The sequence below is a fragment of the Streptomyces scopuliridis RB72 genome (assembly GCF_000718095.1).
Taxonomy (GTDB): domain Bacteria; phylum Actinomycetota; class Actinomycetes; order Streptomycetales; family Streptomycetaceae; genus Streptomyces; species Streptomyces scopuliridis.
In genome coordinates, this window is the sequence record NZ_JOEI01000019.1 from 129,115 (window position 1) to 147,615 (window position 18,501).

General features: G+C 70.5%; 20 protein-coding genes. 11 read left to right on the plus strand and 9 right to left on the minus strand.

Annotated features, from left to right (window positions below):
• Nucleotides 1-37: 37 nt before the first annotated feature.
• The 5 genes from IF11_RS0124695 to IF11_RS0124715 all read right to left on the minus strand — a co-directional run bounded on the left by IF11_RS0124695 (nt 38) and on the right by IF11_RS0124715 (nt 4,022).
• Nucleotides 38-712, minus strand: coding sequence for an HAD family hydrolase (locus tag IF11_RS0124695; RefSeq protein ID WP_030353915.1), 675 nt, complete (start codon nt 710-712; stop codon nt 38-40).
• 137 nt (nt 713-849) lie between these two features.
• Complete coding sequence (locus tag IF11_RS0124700; RefSeq protein ID WP_030353916.1) at nt 850-1,578, minus strand: SRPBCC family protein; 729 nt, start codon at nt 1,576-1,578, stop codon at nt 850-852.
• A gap of 6 nt (nt 1,579-1,584) precedes the next feature.
• Nucleotides 1,585-2,250 (minus strand): ArsR/SmtB family transcription factor, encoded by a 666-nt coding sequence (locus IF11_RS0124705; RefSeq protein WP_051746177.1) that lies wholly within the window; start codon nt 2,248-2,250, stop codon nt 1,585-1,587.
• A 121-nt stretch (nt 2,251-2,371) separates the two neighbouring features.
• Nucleotides 2,372-2,938, minus strand: coding sequence for a DUF6328 family protein (locus IF11_RS0124710; protein ID WP_051746178.1), 567 nt, complete (start codon nt 2,936-2,938; stop codon nt 2,372-2,374).
• Nucleotides 2,939-2,948: 10 nt separating this feature from the next.
• Entirely contained in the window at nt 2,949-4,022 is a 1,074-nt protein-coding gene (locus tag IF11_RS0124715) for an NAD(+)/NADH kinase (protein WP_030353919.1), read from the minus strand.
• Between the two features lie 339 nt (nt 4,023-4,361).
• Here IF11_RS0124715 and IF11_RS0124720 point away from each other — a divergent pair, with 339 nt between their 5' ends.
• The gene (locus IF11_RS0124720; RefSeq protein ID WP_030353920.1) at nt 4,362-5,291 is read left to right on the plus strand and encodes a DUF2382 domain-containing protein; all 930 of its coding nucleotides are present in this window, start codon (nt 4,362-4,364) and stop codon (nt 5,289-5,291) included.
• 219 nt (nt 5,292-5,510) lie between these two features.
• Here IF11_RS0124720 and IF11_RS0124725 read toward each other — a convergent pair whose 3' ends face one another.
• Nucleotides 5,511-6,140, minus strand: coding sequence for a COG4315 family predicted lipoprotein (locus IF11_RS0124725; RefSeq protein WP_063759223.1), 630 nt, complete (start codon nt 6,138-6,140; stop codon nt 5,511-5,513).
• A 455-nt stretch (nt 6,141-6,595) separates the two neighbouring features.
• On the opposite strand from IF11_RS0124725, the gene IF11_RS0124730 reads away from it, so the two are divergent.
• The gene (locus IF11_RS0124730; RefSeq protein WP_030353922.1) at nt 6,596-7,180 is read left to right on the plus strand and encodes a TMEM165/GDT1 family protein; all 585 of its coding nucleotides are present in this window, start codon (nt 6,596-6,598) and stop codon (nt 7,178-7,180) included.
• A 100-nt stretch (nt 7,181-7,280) separates the two neighbouring features.
• Here IF11_RS0124730 and IF11_RS0124735 read toward each other — a convergent pair whose 3' ends face one another.
• Nucleotides 7,281-8,342, minus strand: a complete 1,062-nt coding sequence (locus IF11_RS0124735) for an ABC transporter substrate-binding protein (RefSeq protein WP_030353923.1) — start codon at nt 8,340-8,342, stop codon at nt 7,281-7,283.
• Nucleotides 8,343-8,457: 115 nt separating this feature from the next.
• Here IF11_RS0124735 and IF11_RS0124740 point away from each other — a divergent pair, with 115 nt between their 5' ends.
• From IF11_RS0124740 to IF11_RS0124755, 4 genes are all read left to right on the plus strand, one after another.
• Complete coding sequence (locus IF11_RS0124740; RefSeq protein WP_030353924.1) at nt 8,458-9,549, plus strand: FecCD family ABC transporter permease; 1,092 nt, start codon at nt 8,458-8,460, stop codon at nt 9,547-9,549.
• Nucleotides 9,546-10,610 carry a FecCD family ABC transporter permease gene (locus tag IF11_RS0124745; protein WP_078490905.1) on the plus strand — a complete coding sequence of 355 codons (1,065 nt, stop codon included), beginning with the start codon at nt 9,546-9,548 and terminating at the stop codon, nt 10,608-10,610. Before IF11_RS0124740 ends, IF11_RS0124745 begins: the two co-directional genes overlap by 4 nt.
• 101 nt (nt 10,611-10,711) lie before the next feature.
• Complete coding sequence (locus tag IF11_RS0124750) at nt 10,712-11,179, plus strand: DUF6153 family protein (RefSeq protein WP_078490906.1); 468 nt, start codon at nt 10,712-10,714, stop codon at nt 11,177-11,179.
• Between the two features lie 117 nt (nt 11,180-11,296).
• Nucleotides 11,297-11,911, plus strand: coding sequence for a DUF305 domain-containing protein (locus IF11_RS0124755; RefSeq protein ID WP_030353927.1), 615 nt, complete (start codon nt 11,297-11,299; stop codon nt 11,909-11,911).
• Between the two features lie 97 nt (nt 11,912-12,008).
• On the opposite strand, the gene IF11_RS0124760 is transcribed toward IF11_RS0124755, so the two are convergent.
• Nucleotides 12,009-12,623 (minus strand): GNAT family N-acetyltransferase, encoded by a 615-nt coding sequence (locus tag IF11_RS0124760; RefSeq protein ID WP_078490907.1) that lies wholly within the window; start codon nt 12,621-12,623, stop codon nt 12,009-12,011.
• A 250-nt stretch (nt 12,624-12,873) separates the two neighbouring features.
• Between IF11_RS0124760 and IF11_RS0124765 the strand changes: the two genes are divergently transcribed.
• Both IF11_RS0124765 and IF11_RS0124770 read left to right on the plus strand, forming a co-directional pair.
• The gene (locus IF11_RS0124765; protein ID WP_030353929.1) at nt 12,874-13,527 is read left to right on the plus strand and encodes an N-acetylmuramoyl-L-alanine amidase; all 654 of its coding nucleotides are present in this window, start codon (nt 12,874-12,876) and stop codon (nt 13,525-13,527) included.
• Nucleotides 13,528-13,696: 169 nt separating this feature from the next.
• On the plus strand, nt 13,697-14,110 hold the full coding sequence (locus IF11_RS0124770; protein WP_051746180.1) for a hypothetical protein: 414 nt from the start codon (nt 13,697-13,699) through the stop codon (nt 14,108-14,110).
• A 76-nt stretch (nt 14,111-14,186) separates the two neighbouring features.
• Here the strand turns inward: IF11_RS0124770 and IF11_RS0124775 are convergent, their stop codons facing one another.
• Nucleotides 14,187-16,082, minus strand: coding sequence for a LamG-like jellyroll fold domain-containing protein (locus tag IF11_RS0124775; RefSeq protein ID WP_030353931.1), 1,896 nt, complete (start codon nt 16,080-16,082; stop codon nt 14,187-14,189).
• A 229-nt stretch (nt 16,083-16,311) separates the two neighbouring features.
• Between IF11_RS0124775 and IF11_RS0124780 the strand changes: the two genes are divergently transcribed.
• The 3 genes from IF11_RS0124780 to IF11_RS0124790 all read left to right on the plus strand — a co-directional run bounded on the left by IF11_RS0124780 (nt 16,312) and on the right by IF11_RS0124790 (nt 18,453).
• Complete coding sequence (locus IF11_RS0124780) at nt 16,312-16,803, plus strand: Lrp/AsnC family transcriptional regulator (protein ID WP_030353932.1); 492 nt, start codon at nt 16,312-16,314, stop codon at nt 16,801-16,803.
• A 140-nt stretch (nt 16,804-16,943) separates the two neighbouring features.
• Complete coding sequence (ddaH, locus tag IF11_RS0124785; RefSeq protein ID WP_030353933.1) at nt 16,944-17,759, plus strand: dimethylargininase; 816 nt, start codon at nt 16,944-16,946, stop codon at nt 17,757-17,759.
• A 136-nt stretch (nt 17,760-17,895) separates the two neighbouring features.
• The gene (locus tag IF11_RS0124790) at nt 17,896-18,453 is read left to right on the plus strand and encodes a GNAT family N-acetyltransferase (protein WP_051746181.1); all 558 of its coding nucleotides are present in this window, start codon (nt 17,896-17,898) and stop codon (nt 18,451-18,453) included.
• The last annotated feature ends 48 nt before the right edge of the window (nt 18,454-18,501 follow it).

The window sequence follows — 18,501 nt, forward strand, 5'->3', positions numbered from 1 at the left end:
TCGCCGAGCCCGTACGGTGCGTACGGCTGAGCGGGGCTCAGCGGCCGTCCAGCTCGGCGAACAGGCTGGTGTCGAGGCGGGCCAGCAGATCGGTCGGATCCTCGTACACCTCCACGGCTCCCGTGGACTCCAGGGCGGCGCGCGGAATGCCGCCCGACAGCAGGGCGACGGGGCGGACACCGGCTCGGGTCGCCGCCTCCATGTCCCACACCGAGTCGCCGACGAACACCGCCAGCTCCGCGGGCACTCCGGCCAGTGCCAGCGCCCGGTCGACCGGGTAGGGCGCGGGCTTGCCCGCCGGCACGTCGTCCGCGCCCGTCGTCCCCAGGATGACGTCGTCGGCGTCGATCGCCGCGCGCAGCGCGGTGATCTCGGCCTCGCCCGCCGAGGTGGCGAGCACGATCCGCCAGCCGCGGTCGGCCAGCGACCGCAGGAGATCACCCGCCCCCTCGAAGGCGGGCAGCCGGTCCAGACAGGTCCCGTACAGCGTGGTGTGCGCGGCGCTGATCCGCGCGTCCTGGCCGCGGTCGCGCTCGTCGCCGAGCAGATGCGCGATCAGCTCACCGGAGCCGAGCCCGATCGCCCGGTGGATTGCCGACATCGGCACCGTATGCCCGGCCTGGCGGAACGCCTCCCACCAGGCGGTCACATGGAGGTGATTGGTGTCGACGAGCGTTCCGTCGATGTCGAACAGTGCCGCGCGCGTCGCCATGTGTGTCCCGTTCCCGTTCGGGTCGGGCCCCGGGGACACGCCCCGGCGCCCCGGATGCCTGGAGCAACGTCTTGATCATGCCGTCTTCTCCCGGCCCGGAACGGGTTGAGCGGGGCCGTACGGGTGAGCGACCGGCCCTACGCGTACAGACCGTCGAGCCAGTTGCGCCACGCGCCCTCGATCGCCTTGGAGTCGGCGCCGGGCGCGAAGTCGTGCACGCTGATCCCCACCGGCGCGCCGAAGTGGTTCCTGCCGAACAGCCGGTACATCGCCGTGTCGGTGCGCAGACCGACGAAGTACGGATTGCGGTAGTCGACAACGGCCTCGACGGGCCCCGCGCCGGGCGCCTCGATCCGTACGGTCGTCCCCTCCGCCACCTCGTCCGGCAGCCCGAGCCCCCGGCTCGCGACTTCGAGCGCGCCCGCGGCCTGAGAGGCTGCGGGTCCGTCCACGGTGGCGAACACCGCCGTGCGTCCGGTGAAGTGCAGCAGATACTGGCGCAGTGTGTGCAGATAGAAGTCGGTGTGCTTGGAGGCACCGTCGTACTGGTTGTCCCAGTCCTCGACGAGGATGCCGCTGTGGACGTACCGCACCCACGAACCGCCGCCCTCGCGCGGCTCGATGACATGGTCGAGCTGGTTCAGCGTCTGCTGCGACATCCCTTCGACGTTCTCGACCCGGCCGGTCAGCCGCCTCGGCGGGTCCCAGGCCGTGACGGTGCCGCCGTGCGGCGCCGCGCCACCCTCGCGGGGCTCGTACTCCATGGGCCACAGCCAGCCCGCCGTACCGGTGGTGAGCGCTTCCCAGACCTGCTCGGGACTCGCGTCCACCTCGAACTCGCGGACGATCTCGAATTCCTTGGACATGACGGACTACTCCTGTGCGTGTGAGGGTGATGTGGTGGGGGACGCCGGCTCGGGCAGCCGCGCGTCGGCGTCATCGGATGTGACGGCGTCGGGCTTGACGGTGGGATGGAGCGCGACGACGATCCGGTGATCGCGGCCGTTTTCGGCGTGTGCGTCGTGGTACTTGGCGATCAACGCGCTGACGCCGCGGGTCAGCTCGTCGACGAAGGCGGCCCGGTCCGCCGCGGAGGCGAAGCGCACCTCCCCGTCGAGCGCGTACGTGGCGAGCCGCTTGCGGGCCTTCGTCGCGCCGGTGATCAGCGCGCCCACGTCGCGTACGAGCCGCGCGGCGACCGCGAGCAGCCAGCGCGCGGAGAGCTGGTCGCGGAACCGGGCCGGGTCGGGCTGCACGGCGGCCAGCGCGAGCGGCGAGATGACATACGAGGCCGCGGTGGCCCGCATCAGCCGCTCGGTGACATTGCCTTTTCTGCGCTCACCCGCCAGCTCCACCAGGCCGTGCCGCTCCAGGGCCTTGAGGTGGTAGTTCACCTTCTGCCGGGGCAGCCCGACCCGTCCGGCGAGCATCGTCGCCGACGCGGGCCCGACGGCCAGCTCGGCGAGCAGCCGGGCTCTCATGGGGTCCAGCGAGACGGCTGCCGCCGCCGCGTCCTCGATCACGGTCACGTCCAACATGGCTCCACTCTCTCACCGACAACTTTTTCTGTCCAGAACCATTCACTTGTCGGTGAGAGACCCTTCCACTGGCTCGACTGACACGGCCACCGTCGCCTCCCCCGCCGGGACCGGGCGGCGGTCACGCGTCCGTACGACCGCCGCCCGGCCCCTCGCCCGGCCCGCCCGCTCCGCGCTCCGCACGCGCGTGACGGGCGAGCGCGGGGGGTACGCCCCAGCACAGGACGAACCACACGGCCATCACGCCGACCAGCCACAGCGCGAGGGTGTGGTTCACCGCCAGCCGCAGGATGAGCAGCAGGGCCGAGGCCATCGTGCAGAAGAGCAGCGCCAGACCCACGACGGTCAGCCGGGAGGCCCAGACGACCATCCGCGGCTTCAACCGCAGCCCCGTCAGCAGACGGTGGAACGACACCGGCCCGATCAGCGCGCCGACCGCCCCCGCGCCGAGCATCACCGTGACGGTGTAGATGGCTCTGTCGGCGTCCGACAGTTCGGTGAACCGCGCCTGGAAGACGACCGTGAGCAGGAATCCGAACAGAATCTGCACTCCGGTCTGCGCCACCCGCAGTTCCTGGAGCAGCTCGCCCCAGAGGCGGTCCGCCCGCTCCTCGACGGTCTCGTGCCGGCCATGGCCCTCCGCGCTCTGTCCCGTCACGCCGTCGTCACCCGTCTTCCTTCCGCTCACCGCTCGCCTCTCACCATGAATCGTCGGTCCGAGGCGGCGGTGGCAGACGCAGATGGGCCAGGTCGTCCGGGACCGGGGTGTTGGGGCGGAACAGCGGGGCCGACTCGCCGTCGGCGGCCGTCGCGGGTGCGTCGGTGAGCCGGAAGCGGGCGCGCAGCCGGGTGTAGAAGTCGGTGGGGCCCATCCGGACCAGCCGCAGCCGGTACTTGGCGCCGTACACCCCGACCCAGTCGCCGGGCCCGATCACCCCGCGCAACTGCCCGTCGATGCTGAGCGCCACCTCCCCGGAGTGGGGCAGTACCCGCAGGGCCACCGGTTCGTCGGGCGCGGCCACGACCGTGCGGTCGAAGGTCATGTGCGCGGCCACGGGCGTGAACACCACGGCGTCCATGTGCGGGGAGAGCACCGGTCCCCCGGCCGCGAAGCTGTAGGCGGTCGAGCCCGTCGGGGAGGCGACGATGACCGCGTCCGCGGAGTACGCGGCGAGCAGGCGGCCCGCGATATAGACCCCCAGGGCGACCTGCCGGTCCCGGACGAGCTTCTCCAGTACGACATCGTTGACCGCGACGATGTCCAGCGCCACCCCCCAGCCGTCGCCCTCCGCGGTGTCCGGCCGGACATGGGGCGGCGGCAGCGTCGGTACGCGGCCGGAGCGCAGCAGCGCTTCCATGACGGACGGCATCTGCGGAACGCGGGACGCCCGCATGGTGAGCGTCATCCGCTCCTCGATCTCGGCGCGCCCCTCGTGCACGGTGTCCAGCGCCTTCGTGACCTTCTCCGCGGGGACTTCGGTCAGGAACCCGACCCGGCCCAGATCGACCCCGAGCACCGCGGCGTCGCTCTTGGCCGCGATCCGGGCTCCGCGCAGGAATGTGCCGTCGCCGCCGAGGGTCAGAACGAGGTCGGGATGGCCGGCCGCGGAGGCCTCCTCCTGGCCTCCGTGGCGCGGTTCGTGGCCCTTCCACACATCGATTTCCGTGCAGGGGACGTCGTGCGCGCGGCACCAGGCGTGGACGGCGCTCGCCGCCTCGACGGCCTCGGGGCGGCCCCGGTGGACCACGAGGCCGATGCGTTCGACAGACATGCTCGCGCTCTCCGTACGTCCGGTCCCTCGGAATCCGTCAACTCCGGCGGTCGGGAGCCGCCGCGCACTTTCCAGGATCACCGATCACCCGGCGGGACGTCCGGGGCCGGTCGGCCCCGTATTGAATTCACCCGAATGGCGGATAGCTTCGGATGCCCCTGTCACGGCATCGACCACCGTGAGCGCTGGCCCGAGAGGCACCCGGGGCCAGGCCGCGGCGGTGCCGGCACGCTGCCCCGGTTGCCCCGGGTCCCTGACGGATGCGCGATGGAGTCGTGCGCGCCTGACCGTGAGGGGCCTGATCCCGCAGACGCGCTTCCCCCACGCGAGGAGTGATCGCTGATGTCAGCCGATGGCGTGTTCGACAGCCCCAGCAGGCTCAACGGTTTGGCCATATACGACAAGGACGGCGACAAGATCGGCAACGTCGGCCAGGTCTATGTGGGCGACCGCTCGGGCCGCCCGGAGTGGGTCACCGTGAAGACCGGTCTGTTCGGCATGAAGGAAAGCCTCGTCCCGCTGTCCGGCGCCCGCCGCGCGGGTGAGGACATCCACGTGCCGTACGCGAAGGAGACCGTCAAGGAGGCTCCGCGGCTGGACGCCGACGAGCATCTGGACCCGAGTCAGGAGAAGCAGCTCTACAAGCACTACGGTCTGACCGCCACGGGCGCGGGTCTGGGCATGGCCTCGGGCACCGCCGCGGGTACGGGCACGACCTCCGGCACGGCCGCGGGCGCGGCCTCCGGCACGGGGCGTACGGGAGCCGGGACGGCCACCGGCGGGCGGGCCGGCGCCGCCTCCACCGGTGGCGCGGGACGGCCCATGGCCGGGGTGCGCGGCTCGGTGCCCGAAGAGGGCAAGGAACGGCACGGCGAGGAGCTGATCCGGTCCGAGGAGCAGCTGTACGTCAGCACCGAGGAACACGAAGTGGGCCACGCCCGGCTGCGCAAGGTCGTGGTGACCGAGAACGTGACCACCTCGGTACCGCTCAGCCATGAGGAGGTCCGGGTCATCCACGAGGCGATCGCGCCCGAGGACCGGACCGGTATTCGCGGCTCCCTCATCGGGGAGGCCCAGACCGAAGTGACCCTGCACGCCGAAGAGCCGGTCATCCGCAAGGAGTCCGTCCCGGTCGAGCGCGTGCGCATGGAGACGGAGAAGGTGACCGAGCAGAAGGAGGTCTCGGCCGAGGTCCGCAAGGAGCAGATCGAGTACGACACCGATCAGACCGACACGGGCATGGGCGGCAGGCGCGGCTCCGGCCGCTGACCCCGCCGCTGACCGGCCGCATACGCACGCCCCCGCCCACCACGTCCGCGTGGCCGGCGGGGGCAGGCCATACGCACTCACGCCGTCGTGCCGGTGAGGGTGGCCGGCCTCCCGGGGCCGAGGGTGCCCGGCGGCACGGTCTGCCCGGCGCGTAGCGTGCGTGAGTGGCATGGCCTCTCCGAGCGTTCGGACCGGTGGACCGGGTGGGTGAACGGAGCGTCAGCTCGCGCTCGGGCTGGCGCTTGAGCTGGCGCTCTCGCTCGGGCTGGTGCTCGAAGTGGGGCTCGCGCTCTGCGGCGGGGTGGTGATGGCCTTGCCCTCGGGGCTGACGACGAACCACTTGGCGCCGAACTCGGTCAGGTCCTGGCCCTTGGTCTCGCCGGGCTTGGTGTCTTCCCTGAACGTGTAGAGCGGGTGGCCGTTGTACATGGCCTGCTTGGTGCCGTCACTGCGGGTGGTGGTGGTGAGCAGGTTCGCCTTCACACCGGTGCCCGCCTGCGGCGTGCCCTTGACGAGTGCGGGCGGCCAGTCGACGACGCAGTCCCCGCTGCACGTGGACTTCTTGGCCTTGTCCGCCTCGAAGAGGTAGAGCGTATGGCCCTTGCCGTTGACCAGGATCTTTCCGAAGGGCCCGGTCTTGACGGATACCTTGCCCACTTCCTCGGACGGGTTCACCGACGGGGAGCTCGTCATGGACGAGGGCGGAGAGGTGGAGGGCGAGGCCGCCACGAAGTCCGCGGCCTCCTCCTTGGACGCCGATCCGCTCCCGCTGTCGGAGCATCCGGCGAGCACCCCGGCGCAGAGTGCCGCCGCGGCCACCGCGGCGGCTGTCCTGGTGTTGATCCTCATGCACGTCTCCTCAGCTCAGGGCCGCCCCATGGGCAGCACAGCGCCCGCCCGATCGCGGGCACAGCACCCACTACACGACAGGGTCCGAAAGCGGGCCACCGGACAGAGCCGTTCGGAGTACACGGCCGCGGAAGAGGCACGCGTCGGGGCCCGTGCCGGGCGCCCGGCACGGGCCCCGGGGGCCTGGCGTGGACCGGCCTGGGCTCTTCCGGACGGGTGAGGTACTGTGGGCCGCTGCGAAGGGGAGTAGCCCCGCGAACCGGTCGTCGACACACTGGAACCCCCGGGTTCCCGGTGGCCGGGCCCACTATCGGTGGGCGGGCGAGACCTTCGGTCAGGCATTGACGGTGTCCGCGTCTCGCGGGCACCACCGTCGTGCCGGGCCGAGTGTCCTCCTGGCTCCGTACGGGGCTTCGCGAAGATCCGGGCCCGGCCCTCAGAGAAAGCCACCCGGAATGCATCTCGACCCCCTGGCGATCGTCACCGCCTTCGGGCTGATCTTCCTTGCGGAGCTCCCCGACAAGACCATGTTCGCGTCCCTGGCCATGGGGACGCGCATGCGCCCGCTCTATGTGTGGTTCGGCACGTCGACGGCGTTCCTCGTCCATGTCGCCATCGCCGTCGGCGCGGGCGGTCTGCTCGGGCTGCTGCCCGGCTGGATCGTCAAGCTCGTCTCCGCCGCGCTCTTCGCGTTCGGCGCCTTCATGCTGCTGCGCGGCGGAGGCGACGACGGGGACGAGGAAACCGAGACGAAGACGGTCACCGGCTTCTGGCCCGTCTACTCCACCGCCTTCATGGCCGTCTTCATCAGCGAGTGGGGCGATCTCACCCAGATCACCACCGCCAACCTCGCGGCCAGCAACGGCACATGGTCCACCGCCATCGGTTCGGCCGCCGCGCTCATGTCCGTATCCGCGCTGGCTCTGCTCGCCGGCCGGTTCATCGCCACCCGCGTCCCCCTCAAGACCGTCCAGCGCATCGGCGGGCTGTGCATGCTGGGGCTCGCGATCTGGTCCGTGACCGAGATCTTCGTGGGCTGACGACCCGCCACGCGCAGAGCGGGCGAATGCGGAGAGCCCTGCCCACCGGTGAAGGCCGGCGGGCAGGGCTTCGGACAGGATTCGGACAGGACAGCGGCTCTCAGGCGGCCGGGGCCAGATGCTGGTCGAGCACTGCGAGGACATCGCGGGCCGCCGCGGGCCCGGTGTTGAGATAGAAGACATCGTCGTCGACCGGGATCGCCGTCTTGCCCGCGACGGCGGACAGCGTCGGCCAGAGCGGCGCCTTCGTCAGCGCCGACGCCTTGGACCCGTCGCCCTGGACCCCGTAGAACAGCCAGTCGGCGTCGGCCCGGTCCAGCTGTTCATTGCTGATGTTCTGGGAGGTCTTGTCCAACTGCTGGCTCTTGGGACGGCCGAGCCCGGCGTCCTCGGCGATGCTGCCGGTGAACGAGGGCACACCGAAGACCCGCAGCCGGTCGCCGTTCAGCCGCAGGAAGGACACGGTCACCGGCTTGTCGAGACGCTTGCCGAGTTTCTCGGCGTCGGTGTGGAAGGTGTCGAGGTACGTCCGCGCCTGTTCGGTCTTGCCGAGTCCGTCGGCGACGAGCAGGAAGTCCTGCTTCCAGTACAGCCCCGTGCCCTGGGTGGCGATGGTGGGCGCCAGCTCGGTCAGTGCGGTGTAGAGGGTCTTGGCGTTCTTGCCCGCGATGTTCATCAGGATCAGATCGGGCTTGATGTTCGCGATGGTCTCCAGGTTCGGGTCGACCCGCGAGCCCACATCCACGACCTTCGCCAACTGGGCGGCGTCCTTCGGGAAGTCGTCCTTCAGATACTGGGGGACGAGATCCGCCCCGTCCCCTCGGGTCGAGCCCGCCGGCACCGTACCGAGCGTGAGCAGCGCGTCGGCCTGCCCGGTGGAGATCACCACGACCTTCTTCGGTGCGGCCTCAAGAGTCGTCCTGCCTTCGAAGTGGCTGACGGTACGCGGGAATTGCCCGTCCGGTTTGCCGCTTCCCATGCCCTTGGGCACGGAGCGGGGCGCCGTATGGGTCGACGCGGCCGGGGTGGCCGGCGGCGCGGACGTCCCGCCATCGCCCGACGAGTCCGTCGAGTTGGTGGAACAGCCGCTGAGCAGCAGGGTGCCGGCTACGGCGGCGCCGCTGATGAGACGGGTGAGAGGGAGATCACGGAAGCGGTACACGAGGCATTAGCTTAGGCTTCCCTAAGTGCGGATGAGTAGGTATGACAGTCATGCGATGGATCACATATCCGGAGGTGCGGGTTCCGGAGAAGCCGGTTCCGGAGAGGCGGGTTCCGTGGAAGCGGAGCCGGCGGCCCCGGTCGGCGAGCGGCGCCCCGACGGGCCGCGAACCGTCGAACCGCCGGGCCCGCGCCCACGGACCGGCGGGCTTCGGCGCGGAAAACACCTCGCCGCGCTGGTGGTCTGTCTCGCCCTCGTCGTCCTGCTCGTACTGACCAGCCTGGGCGTCGGCGCGCGGGGCATCCCCCTGGGGACCGTCGCTCGGGTGCTGCTCCATGACGACGGGAGCCCGGAGGCCATCATCGTCCGGCAGTTGAGGATGCCCCGTACCGTCCTCGCGGTCGTCGTCGGTGCCGCGCTGGCCCTGGCCGGGGTCGTCATGCAGGCCATCACGCGTAACCCGCTCGCCGAGCCGGGCATCGTCGGCGTCAACGCGGGCGCCTCCTTCGCGGTCGTGGTCGCGATCGCCGCGTTCCATGTCACCGGCGTCTCCGGCTACATCTGGTTCGCCTTCGCCGGAGCGGTCCTGGCCGCGCTGATCGTCCATACCCTCACTTCGGGCGCCACCCGCGGCCACCACCACACCCGGCTCGTCCTGGCGGGGGCGGCGCTGTCGGCGAGTCTCGGGGCCTGTACGGGCATCATCACCATGTTCAACACCACGGCCTTCGACTCCTACCGCTTCTGGGTGGTGGGGGCGCTGGAGAACCGGGGTACGGAAGCGCTCACCGCCGCGGTCCCCTTCATCCTGGTCGGCACGCTCATCGCGCTGGCGCTCGGCCCGTCCCTGAACGCGCTCGCGCTGGGTGACGAGACCGGTGCGGCCCTCGGGCTCAGGGTCCCTTGGGTGCGCGCGGCCGGCTTCCTGTCGATCATGCTGCTCTGTGGCGCGTCGACCGCCGCCGCGGGGCCGATCGCCTTCGTCGGGCTGGTCGTTCCGCATGTGCTGCGGCTGGTCCTCGGCCCCGACCTGCGCCCGCTGCTGGCCTTCGCGCTGCCCGGCGGGGCCATCCTGCTGCTCGTCAGTGATATCGCCGGACGGGTCATCGCCCCGCCGGGCGAGATCGAGGTCGGTATCGTCACGGCGTTCATCGGGGCCCCCGCGCTGCTCTGGCTCGTCGTCAGGCGCAAGGAGGTCGCGGCGTGAAGACCCCGCACCGTACCGCCGCCCCGACCCGCGTACTGCGGCTCCCCGGAGAACTCACCCTGCGCTACTCGGGCCGGACCGCCGCCGTGACGGCCGTTCTGCTGCTGGGATGCGCGGCGGTGTGGACGCTGAGCGTGTTCACCGGTACGTACCGGATCGACACGGACCGGATCCTCGACGTACTCGCCGGTGGCGGAGCGGGGACGGACCGGTTCATCATCGTCGGCCAGCGACTGCCGCGCGTCTGTGCCGCGCTGCTCGTCGGCGCGGCCCTCGGGCTGTCCGGGGCGCTGTTCCAGAGCCTGTCGCGCAACCCCCTCGGCAGCCCGGATGTCATCGGGTTCACCACCGGCTCCACCAGCGGCGCGCTCGTCGTCATCCTGGCCGGCGGCGGTACGGCCGGACTCGGCGTCGGCGCGGGCTCGGTGCTCGGCGGGCTGGTGACCGCGGTGGCCGTGTACGCGTTCACCGCGTCGCGCGGTGTCTCGGGCAACCGGCTGGTGCTCGCCGGTATCGCCGTGGGCGCGATGCTCGCGTCGGTCAACGACTTCCTCATCACCCGCGCGGATCTGGAGTCCGCGGAGAGCGCCAAGGCGTGGACGTTCGGCAGTCTCAACGCCGTCTCCTGGCCGCAGGTCACCCCGCTGGCGCTCGCGCTGCCCGTACTCGCCGCGGCGACGCTGGCCGTGGGCCGGCCACTGCGCCTCATGGAGATGGGGGACGACACGGCCGGCGCCCTCGGGGTGAACATCGCGCGCGTCCGTGCGCTCGGTCTGCTGCTGGGGGTCGCGCTGGCGGGCGCGGCCATCGCCGTCGCGGGCCCGATCGGCTTCCTCGCGCTGGCGGCCCCTCAACTGGCCCGCAGAATCACCCGGGCCCCGGGCGCCCCGATCGGTTCGGCCATGCTCACGGGTGCGCTGATCCTCGCCACCGCCGATCTGCTGGCCCAGCGCGTCCTGTCCCCCTTCCAGATCCCGGTGGGGCTGGTCACGGGCGCCCTCGGCGGTCTCTATCTGCTGTGGCTGCTGTCCAGGGAGAAGAGGAGCGCCCGGCCCCGGTGAGGCGGCGTCCGGGTCGTCACGTACCGAGCCGGGAGAAGAGGCCGCACCCCGACGGCCGGGCCGCGTCATGTTGGACGCCCTCTATTGTTTACGATGACCGGATGAAGCGATGGTCATCACGCAGCAGGACCCGGCCCGCTGGGCCGCGGGTTCTTCTTCTGCTGCTGGTGGCCTCGGTGATGACCGGTCTGCTGGCGATGCACGGGCTGTCGCCCGCTCCCTCGATGGAAGCGCACGCCGCGTCCGCTCCGGCCTCGACGGCTTCGGGGTCCGCCATGGGCCCGCGGTCATCCCCCGTACCCGCACCCTCCGGTCATGTCATGGCCGCCGGCGCGGTGGACGGGGACTGCGTACATCAGGGTCACGGAGGCGGCGGGCATCTGGATCACGCGGACGCCACCTGCGCCGCCGCCGGTGTCAGCGCCGGTCCCGCGCTCCCGACACCGCTCGCCTCCGCACTGCCCGCCGGACCGCTCGACGTAGCCGCCGCGCTGCGCCAGGCTCCCGGGACAACGACGGGCGACCGGGCTCCTCCCTCATTGAGCGAACTCCAGCTCCTGCGCATATAGGCGCCCCTCCCGCGGCCGTCCCCGCTGCCGAGCCGATCGCGTCGATCGGTTCGCCGGCCCGGTGGCCGCGTTCGGCATGCCCTCTTCTCCCCCACCACGCACAGGAGTCGTTCCACCATGACCTCGTACCGTCGCGCGGCCCGCAGGGCCGCCACCGCCGCGGCCGTGACCACCGCCGCGCTCACCCTCGCCGCCTGCGGCGGGGACAACGGAAGCCCGTCCTCCACCGCTTCGACGTCCGCGTCCGCCCCGGCTTCGGCCGCGGGCTCGGCGCACAACGCCGCGGACGTGTCCTTCGCGCAGGGCATGATCCCGCATCACCGGCAGGCGGTGGAGATGGCCGACCTCGCCGCCACCCGGGCCTCCTCGGCGGAGGTGAAGAAGCTCGCCGCCGAGATCAAGAAGGCCCAGGACCCGGAGATCAAGACCCTGTCCGGCTGGCTCACGACCTGGGACGCGCAGGTGCCGACGCAGGGCAGCATGGATCACTCCGGGCACGCGATGCCCGGGATGATGGCTGACAGCGACATGTCCACGCTGGAGAAGGCGTCGGGCCCGGCGTTCGACACCGCCTTCCTGAAGCTGATGGTCAAGCATCACGAAGGCGCGGTCGAGATGGCCAGGACCGAGAAGTCGGCCGGGGCCGACCAGAGCGCCAAGGACATGGCCGACGCCATCATCACGTCCCAGAGCGCCGAGATCACCCGGATGAACACCCTGCTCGACAAGTAGTACCGAGGCCCGGGGGCCTTGTCGGCCGGGGGCCGCGCCGAACGCGCGGTCCCCGGCCGGTCGCGGGGCGGCGCTCCGCGACCGGAGCGGAGCACCACTACGAGAGCGGTGCTCCGCTTCTCCCCGTACGAGCCGCGCCGGCCGGAACGGGGATGACCAGTTCGGGCCGGTCCCACATCACGGCCGGCGGGTTCGCGGCCACGGTGCCGGTGCGGCGGGCGCCCACGCTGCGGTAGAAACCCTCGGCGGGCGGATGGGAGACGACACGGACGGCGTCGAGTCCGGCGCCGCGCGCCTCGTCCGTCATGTGCTCGACAAGCCGGCGGCCGATACCGAGCCCCTGGGCGGCGTCCGCGACGAACATCAGATCGAGCTCCGGCGGATCGAGGACGAGCGCGTAGAAGCCGAGCAGCCGCTCATCGGCGCGTACGGCGTCGGCGCGTACGGCGTCGGTGCTTACGGCGTCGGCGGCGCCCCCCGCCCCTCCTGTCGCCACGGCCAGGAAGACCCGGTGAGTCTCGATGTAGTCGGGGCCGACCCGGTACCCCGCGATCATCGGCGCGTACGGGCCCTCGTAGGCGCGGGAGCCCCGGACCAGCCGGGTGAGCCGCCGGGCGTCCCGCGCGGTCGCCCGCCTGATCGAGACCGTCGTACCGGCCGACCCTTCACCCACCCGCGACCGTTCACCCACACGCGTAACTCGCGACACCATGGAGAGAGTATTACACCCGCGTCACACCGGACGCAGGGCGCCCTTTGCGCGGATCCGGGCGGCCGACAGGATGAGGGCCGGGGACGGTGCGCCGAACCGCCCCTGGAATGCGCCGCGTACGCCAGAGGTCCAGACCGAGAGCCGCTTTCTTTCTTTGCCCGGCTGTTATTGGCATGACCATGCGAAAGGTTCAGCATGGAACCGCACTACGCGCGTCACCCCTTCCAGGCAATGGATTTCGGGAGACCCCATGGAAGCCCACTCCCCCACACCGTCCCGCCGCGCCTTACTCCGTTCCGGTGCCGGTCTCGGCGCCGCCGCGCTGGGACTCGCCACGATCTCCGCCTCCACCGCCCGGGCCGCCGACGCCCGGCGCGACCCCGATGAACGGAACGCCCCCGGCACCGGGCCTCGCGTCTCCGCCGCCTATCCGCCCACCCACTGGATCCCGGCCAGCACCTCCAACTACACGGTGTCCAGCCGTCCGACGACGTATCAGGTCGACTTCGTCGTCATCCATGTGACGCAGGAGACCTTCCCCGACGCAAGGAAGATCTTCCAGGACCCGGCCAAGAAGGTCTCCGCGCACTACATGGTCGCCTCGGCCGACGGCTATATCGGGCAGTTCGTACGGGAGAAGGATGTCGCCTGGCACGCGGGCAACTGGAACTACAACACCCGCAGCATCGGCATCGAACACGAGGGATGGGTGGACAAGCCGGAGTACTTCACGGACGCGATGTACGCGTCGTCCGCCGCGCTGACCGCCGCCGTCTGCGCCAGGTACGGCATCCCCAGGACACGCGAACACATCATCGCCCACAGCGAGGTTCCCGGCGCCACGCACACCGACCCGGGCCGGCTCTGGGACTGGGACCGGTACATCGCACTGGTCAACAGCTGACCGGTCCGGCGTTCCACCACGGGCGCGGTCGGCGGTCGTTGCCGGCCGCGCCACCGAACACAGCGCGCACGTCGACCCGTTCGGGTGAGGATTCCCCTCCGGTCTGGCGATCCTCCTGTCCCGTGTGCCATAAGAAGGGGGCAATGTCCCATAAGGGAAAGAGAACACCGTGTACAGACTGCGCACCGGGCGACGCGTCGCCTCGGCTCTCGCCGTACTCGTGATCGCCGGCTCCGGGCCGCTGGCCGCCGCACCCGCCGGCGCCGCCCAGGCCGCCGGTTCCCCCGCCGCCTCTTCCGCGGCGGGCGATCCCCCGGCCACGCGGTCCGCGAAGGCACCCCTGGGAGAGCCCAAGGGCAAGGTCGTCTCCCGGATCAACCTGAGCATCCGTGAGGAGCCGACCTCCCACTCCGCCTATCTGGGCGGCCTGCGGCCCGGTACGGTCATCCCCCTCAGCTGCAAGGTCAGGGGCGAGAACGTGGACGGCAACAACCTCTGGTACCTGCTCGGGGACGCACATCCCGGCTATGTCGCGGCCCGTTACGTCGAGAATCAGTCGCCGGTGCCGTACTGCCAGTGCTGACCGTCCCGCGAGGAGCGTGCTCACCGGCCTGTCCGGCGCGGCCGCGCCTCAGCGACCGGCCCTGAGGACGGCCGGGTTACACGAACGGTGACAGGAAGTCCTTGGGTGCGAGTGCCCGGCTCACGATGCGGGTGTCACCGATCCAGCCGTAGAAGCCCTGGCCGAACCGCTCGTCGAACTGGGTGGCGCCCAGGACGAAGGGCTTGCCCAGCGTGGCGATGCCGGTCGACTTCTGCGCCGGGTTGCGCGCGATCTTCGAGCCGTCGACGTACATCACCGTACGGCGGCCGTCGTTGACGAGGGCGATATGCATCCAGCGGCCCACCGGGACGGCGTGGCTCCAGGAGGTGGGGTCGGCGTCCTGGAGCTGCGGGTAGACGACGAACTGGAGGAATCGTTCCGGGGAGAGATTGAGGCTGCACGTCGGCTCGTCGGGCGACCAGCCGGTCGTCTTGCCCGCGTCGCCGTTGCGCCCTTCCCAGCTGAGGATCCCCATCCAGGCGTGATCGCCCGCGAACGGCTCCGGCAGCTTGACGAACGTCTCGATGGTGTAACCCGAGGTGAAAGTGGCGCTGTTGAGCGGGGCGTTCGCCGCGGTGGTGAGGACCGCGCCGCGGTCCGGGGCCTTCCCTCCGTCGAAGCGCAGGCTCGCGTGGGCCGGCTGGCCGAGGTGGTGCTCGGCCGACCAGGTCAGCGCGTCGGCGCCGCTCGCGTGGAGCCGACGCACCGTCAGATCGTTGCCGTTGCCGGTCAGGTCACGGGCGACCCTGCCGTCCGTCACGGGCTTGCCCGCCCGGCCGGCGTCCGGCAGGCCGGAGGAGTCGAACCGCCAGTACGCGACGGTGCCGCGCGGCATCACGGCGGAGGCGGGCCTCGGGGCGGGCGGGGTGGCCGGGGCGAAGCTCGCGAACCGTTCGGCGAAGTCGATATCCAGGCTGAACCGGTCGACCGGGCCGGTCAGTTCGATGGTCTCGGCCTCCAGGGGTGTCCGCTTCGCCGGATCGCGGGCGAGGAACCACGGGGAGAACGTCTCGACGTCGATGACCCCGCGGGCCAGATCGAAGCCGTACATCCGGATCATCCCGGCGCCGCCGTAGTAGCGGTCCTGGTAGTTGGTGATCTGGACGTGTACGTCATGACCGGCGTCGTTGGTCAGTACGGTGCGGCCGGGCGGCCAGTAGTGACCGCCCAGGGCCAGGAAGATCTGGTCGTTGCCGCGGACGAGGCCGTCCCACAGCCGCTTGCCGTTGTCCGACAGCTGGGCCGCGCCGTCGTCGTCCGACCACGCGAGGTCGTGGGTGGTCAGCACCGCGGGCAGCGACGGGTGCGTGTCGAGCACGCCCCGCGCCCAGCGCAGTCCCCGGTCCGACACCCGCCAGTCCAGCGCGAGGATCAGCCACTCGCGGCCCGCCGCGCGCAGCACGTGGTAGCTGTTGTAGCCGTCGGGCGAGGCACCGCCGAAGGTCGGCATGGAGGAGTAGCGCTTCGGCCCGAACGCCTTGAGATACGCGCTGTCGCCACGCTGGTCGTCCGTGGACCCGTTGATGTCGTGATTGCCCGCGAGGACGCTGTAGGGCACCTTGCCGTGCAGGGTACGGAAGGTGTCGGCGGCGAGTTCGATCTCTTCCCCGGTGCCGTGCTCCGTGACATCGCCGAGGTGCGTCATGAACGCGATGTTGGATTCGCCGCGTTCCGAGACGAGATACCGGAACGTCTCGCGCAGCGGCGCCGGGTCGGAGCTGTCGGCGTCGAAGAGGTACTGGGTGTCCGGAAGGACGGCCAGCGCGAACCGGGGGCCTTCGGTGTCGAACCGGCCTCCGCCGCCCCCTGCCGTGGCCGCCGCCGTCGCTGTCGCCGCCCGCGCCGGTACGGTGTCGAGCGCCGTCGCGGCGGCGCCCGCGGCCGGTACGACGAGCGCGGCCTGAAGCAGCGCCCGTCTGTCCAGATTCTTCCTGCTGTCTGCCGTACTCATGCGCACTCCAGGTACTGGATGTCCGTGTCCGCTGCACTGTGCTGATCGGCCGTGTCCGCTCGATGGCAGGAAGCTGAACGGGGGCCGCCCTCCGCCGCACGAATCGGTCCACACGTCATGAAGGAGCCCACTCGGCACGAAGTGGGCCGCTGACGCCGCCGGGGTGATGCACGAAGATCTTCGCAACGGCCGCGCGACAGCGCGTGCGCCCGAGTGAAGGGGATTCCTGATGCGCCGTCACGGAACTGTCCTGGATGACCTCGATCGCAAGATCCTCACAGCGCTGATCGCCGACGCCAGGGCGAGTTTCAAGGAGATCGGTCTGTCCATCGGGCTGTCGGCGCCCGCGGTGAAGCGCCGGGTGGACCGGTTGCGGGAGGACGAGGTGATCACCGGCTTCACCACGGTGGTCACACCGTCGGCGCTGGGATGGCACACCGAGGCGTATGTGGAGGTGTTCTGCGAGGGGGCCGCGCCGCCGAAGCGGCTGGCGGAGGTTGTACGGAACCACCCCGAGATCCAGTCGGCCGTCACCGTGACCGGACGCGCCGACGCGATCCTCCATATCAGGGCGCTCGACGTCGAGCACTTCGAGGATGTCCTCGAACGGATCCGCGCGGAATCGTTCGTGAAGGAGACGCACAGCTTCGTGGTGCTGTCCCATCTGCTGCCGAGCAGCCCCGAGGCGGGCTCGGGGCGCTTCTCACGGATTAACGAGTAGCCGCTCACGCGCCTTCACACGCAACAGAGTTGCACTCCCGCGCAACATTCCTCTCTTGTTCGCGCGTCCCGGGCCTCCATATTCTGGTCCTCATCTCCCCGGTTCCATGAAATCTCCCCGGTTCTACGAAAGGGCCGTTCATGAGGGAACGACGGACAGCGACCAAGCGCCGTTATCTGGTATGCCCGCCGGAGTATTTCGAGGTCCGCTATGCCATCAACCCCTGGATGACGTCGGAGGAGCCGGTGGATTCCGCGCTGGCTCTACGGCAATGGGAAACCCTCGTCTCCGTATACCGGGAGCTGGGACATGACGTGGAGATGATGACGCCCGTCGCCGGTCTGCCGGACATGGTGTTCGCCGCCAACTCCGCTCTGGTGCTTGGCGGCAGGGTGTTCGGGGCGCACTTTCTCGCACCGGAGCGGCGGCCGGAATCCGGTCACTACCGGGCGTGGTTCGAGAGCGCCGGCTTCGAGGTGGGCACGCCTGCCCATATCTGCGAGGGAGAGGGTGACTTCACACCGGTGGGATGGCTGCTCCTCGCCGGGACGGGGTTCCGTACGCTGCCGCAGGCGCACCAGGAGGCCCAGGAGTTCTTCGGAGTGCCCACGGTCGGCCTGCGCCTGGTCGACCCGCTCTTCTACCATCTGGATACGGCGTTGTTCGCGCTCGACGACAACAATGTCGCCTACTATCCGGGCGCGTTCTCGCCGGGAAGTCAGCGCGTGCTGAAATCACTCTTCCCCGACGCGGTGATCGCGACGGCACAGGACGCCAAATGCTTCGGCCTCAATTCCCTGTCGGACGGACGCCATGTGGTCATCGCCCAGGACGCGGCCGGCCTCATCGCGGCGCTGACGGACCGCGGATACCGTCCGGTCCCGGTGGATCTCTCGGAATTCCGGAAGGCCGGCGGCGGGGTGAAATGCTGTACGCAGGAGATCCGTACGCAGTAGGTCCGTACGCGCGTGATCGGCATCCAGTGGGATCCGCCGTACACGGGGCTTATCAGGTTGAGCCCCGGGTTCGGCCGTGCTACCACTGGCGGGTTCACTGAAAGCCGATCATGAAACACGCGAAGGGCTGGCATACATGGTGCTCGGAGACCTCGTCAAGCTGCGAGCGATGGACCCGTCGGACGCCGAAGCGCTGTGGCGGTGGAACCACGATCCCGAAGTGATGCGCTGGATGAACGACGACTACGCCCAGCCGCTCGGCCGGGTCAGAAGGTGGCTGGAGGAGCGACCACGCAACGCGTACGGCGAGGTGCTCCTGGGGATCGAGGCGCTCGCGGACACGCATCTCATCGGGCTGGTCCAGCTGCGCGAGGCCGATCCGGAGACGGGGTGCGCCAAGCTCGACATCTACCTCGGTGAGAAGGAGTACTGGGGGCGCGGGTACGCCACCGACGCGATGCGGACGGTCTGCCGCTACGGCTTCGAGAAGATGCGGCTGCACAAGATCTCGCTGACCGTCGTCACCGAGAACCACGCCGCTCACCGCGTCTACCAGAAGGTCGGCTTCGTCGACGAGGGCAGGCTGCGTCACGCCTTCCGGCGTGACGGTCAGTGGTACGACATGTTCACGATGGGGCTGTTGGAGGGCGAACTCCGTCAGGCGCCGGATCCGGTGCGTGGACCCGCTTCGTAGACCCGAGCCGGCCTCGGTCGACAGCGCCCCAACCGACAGGTGTGGCAG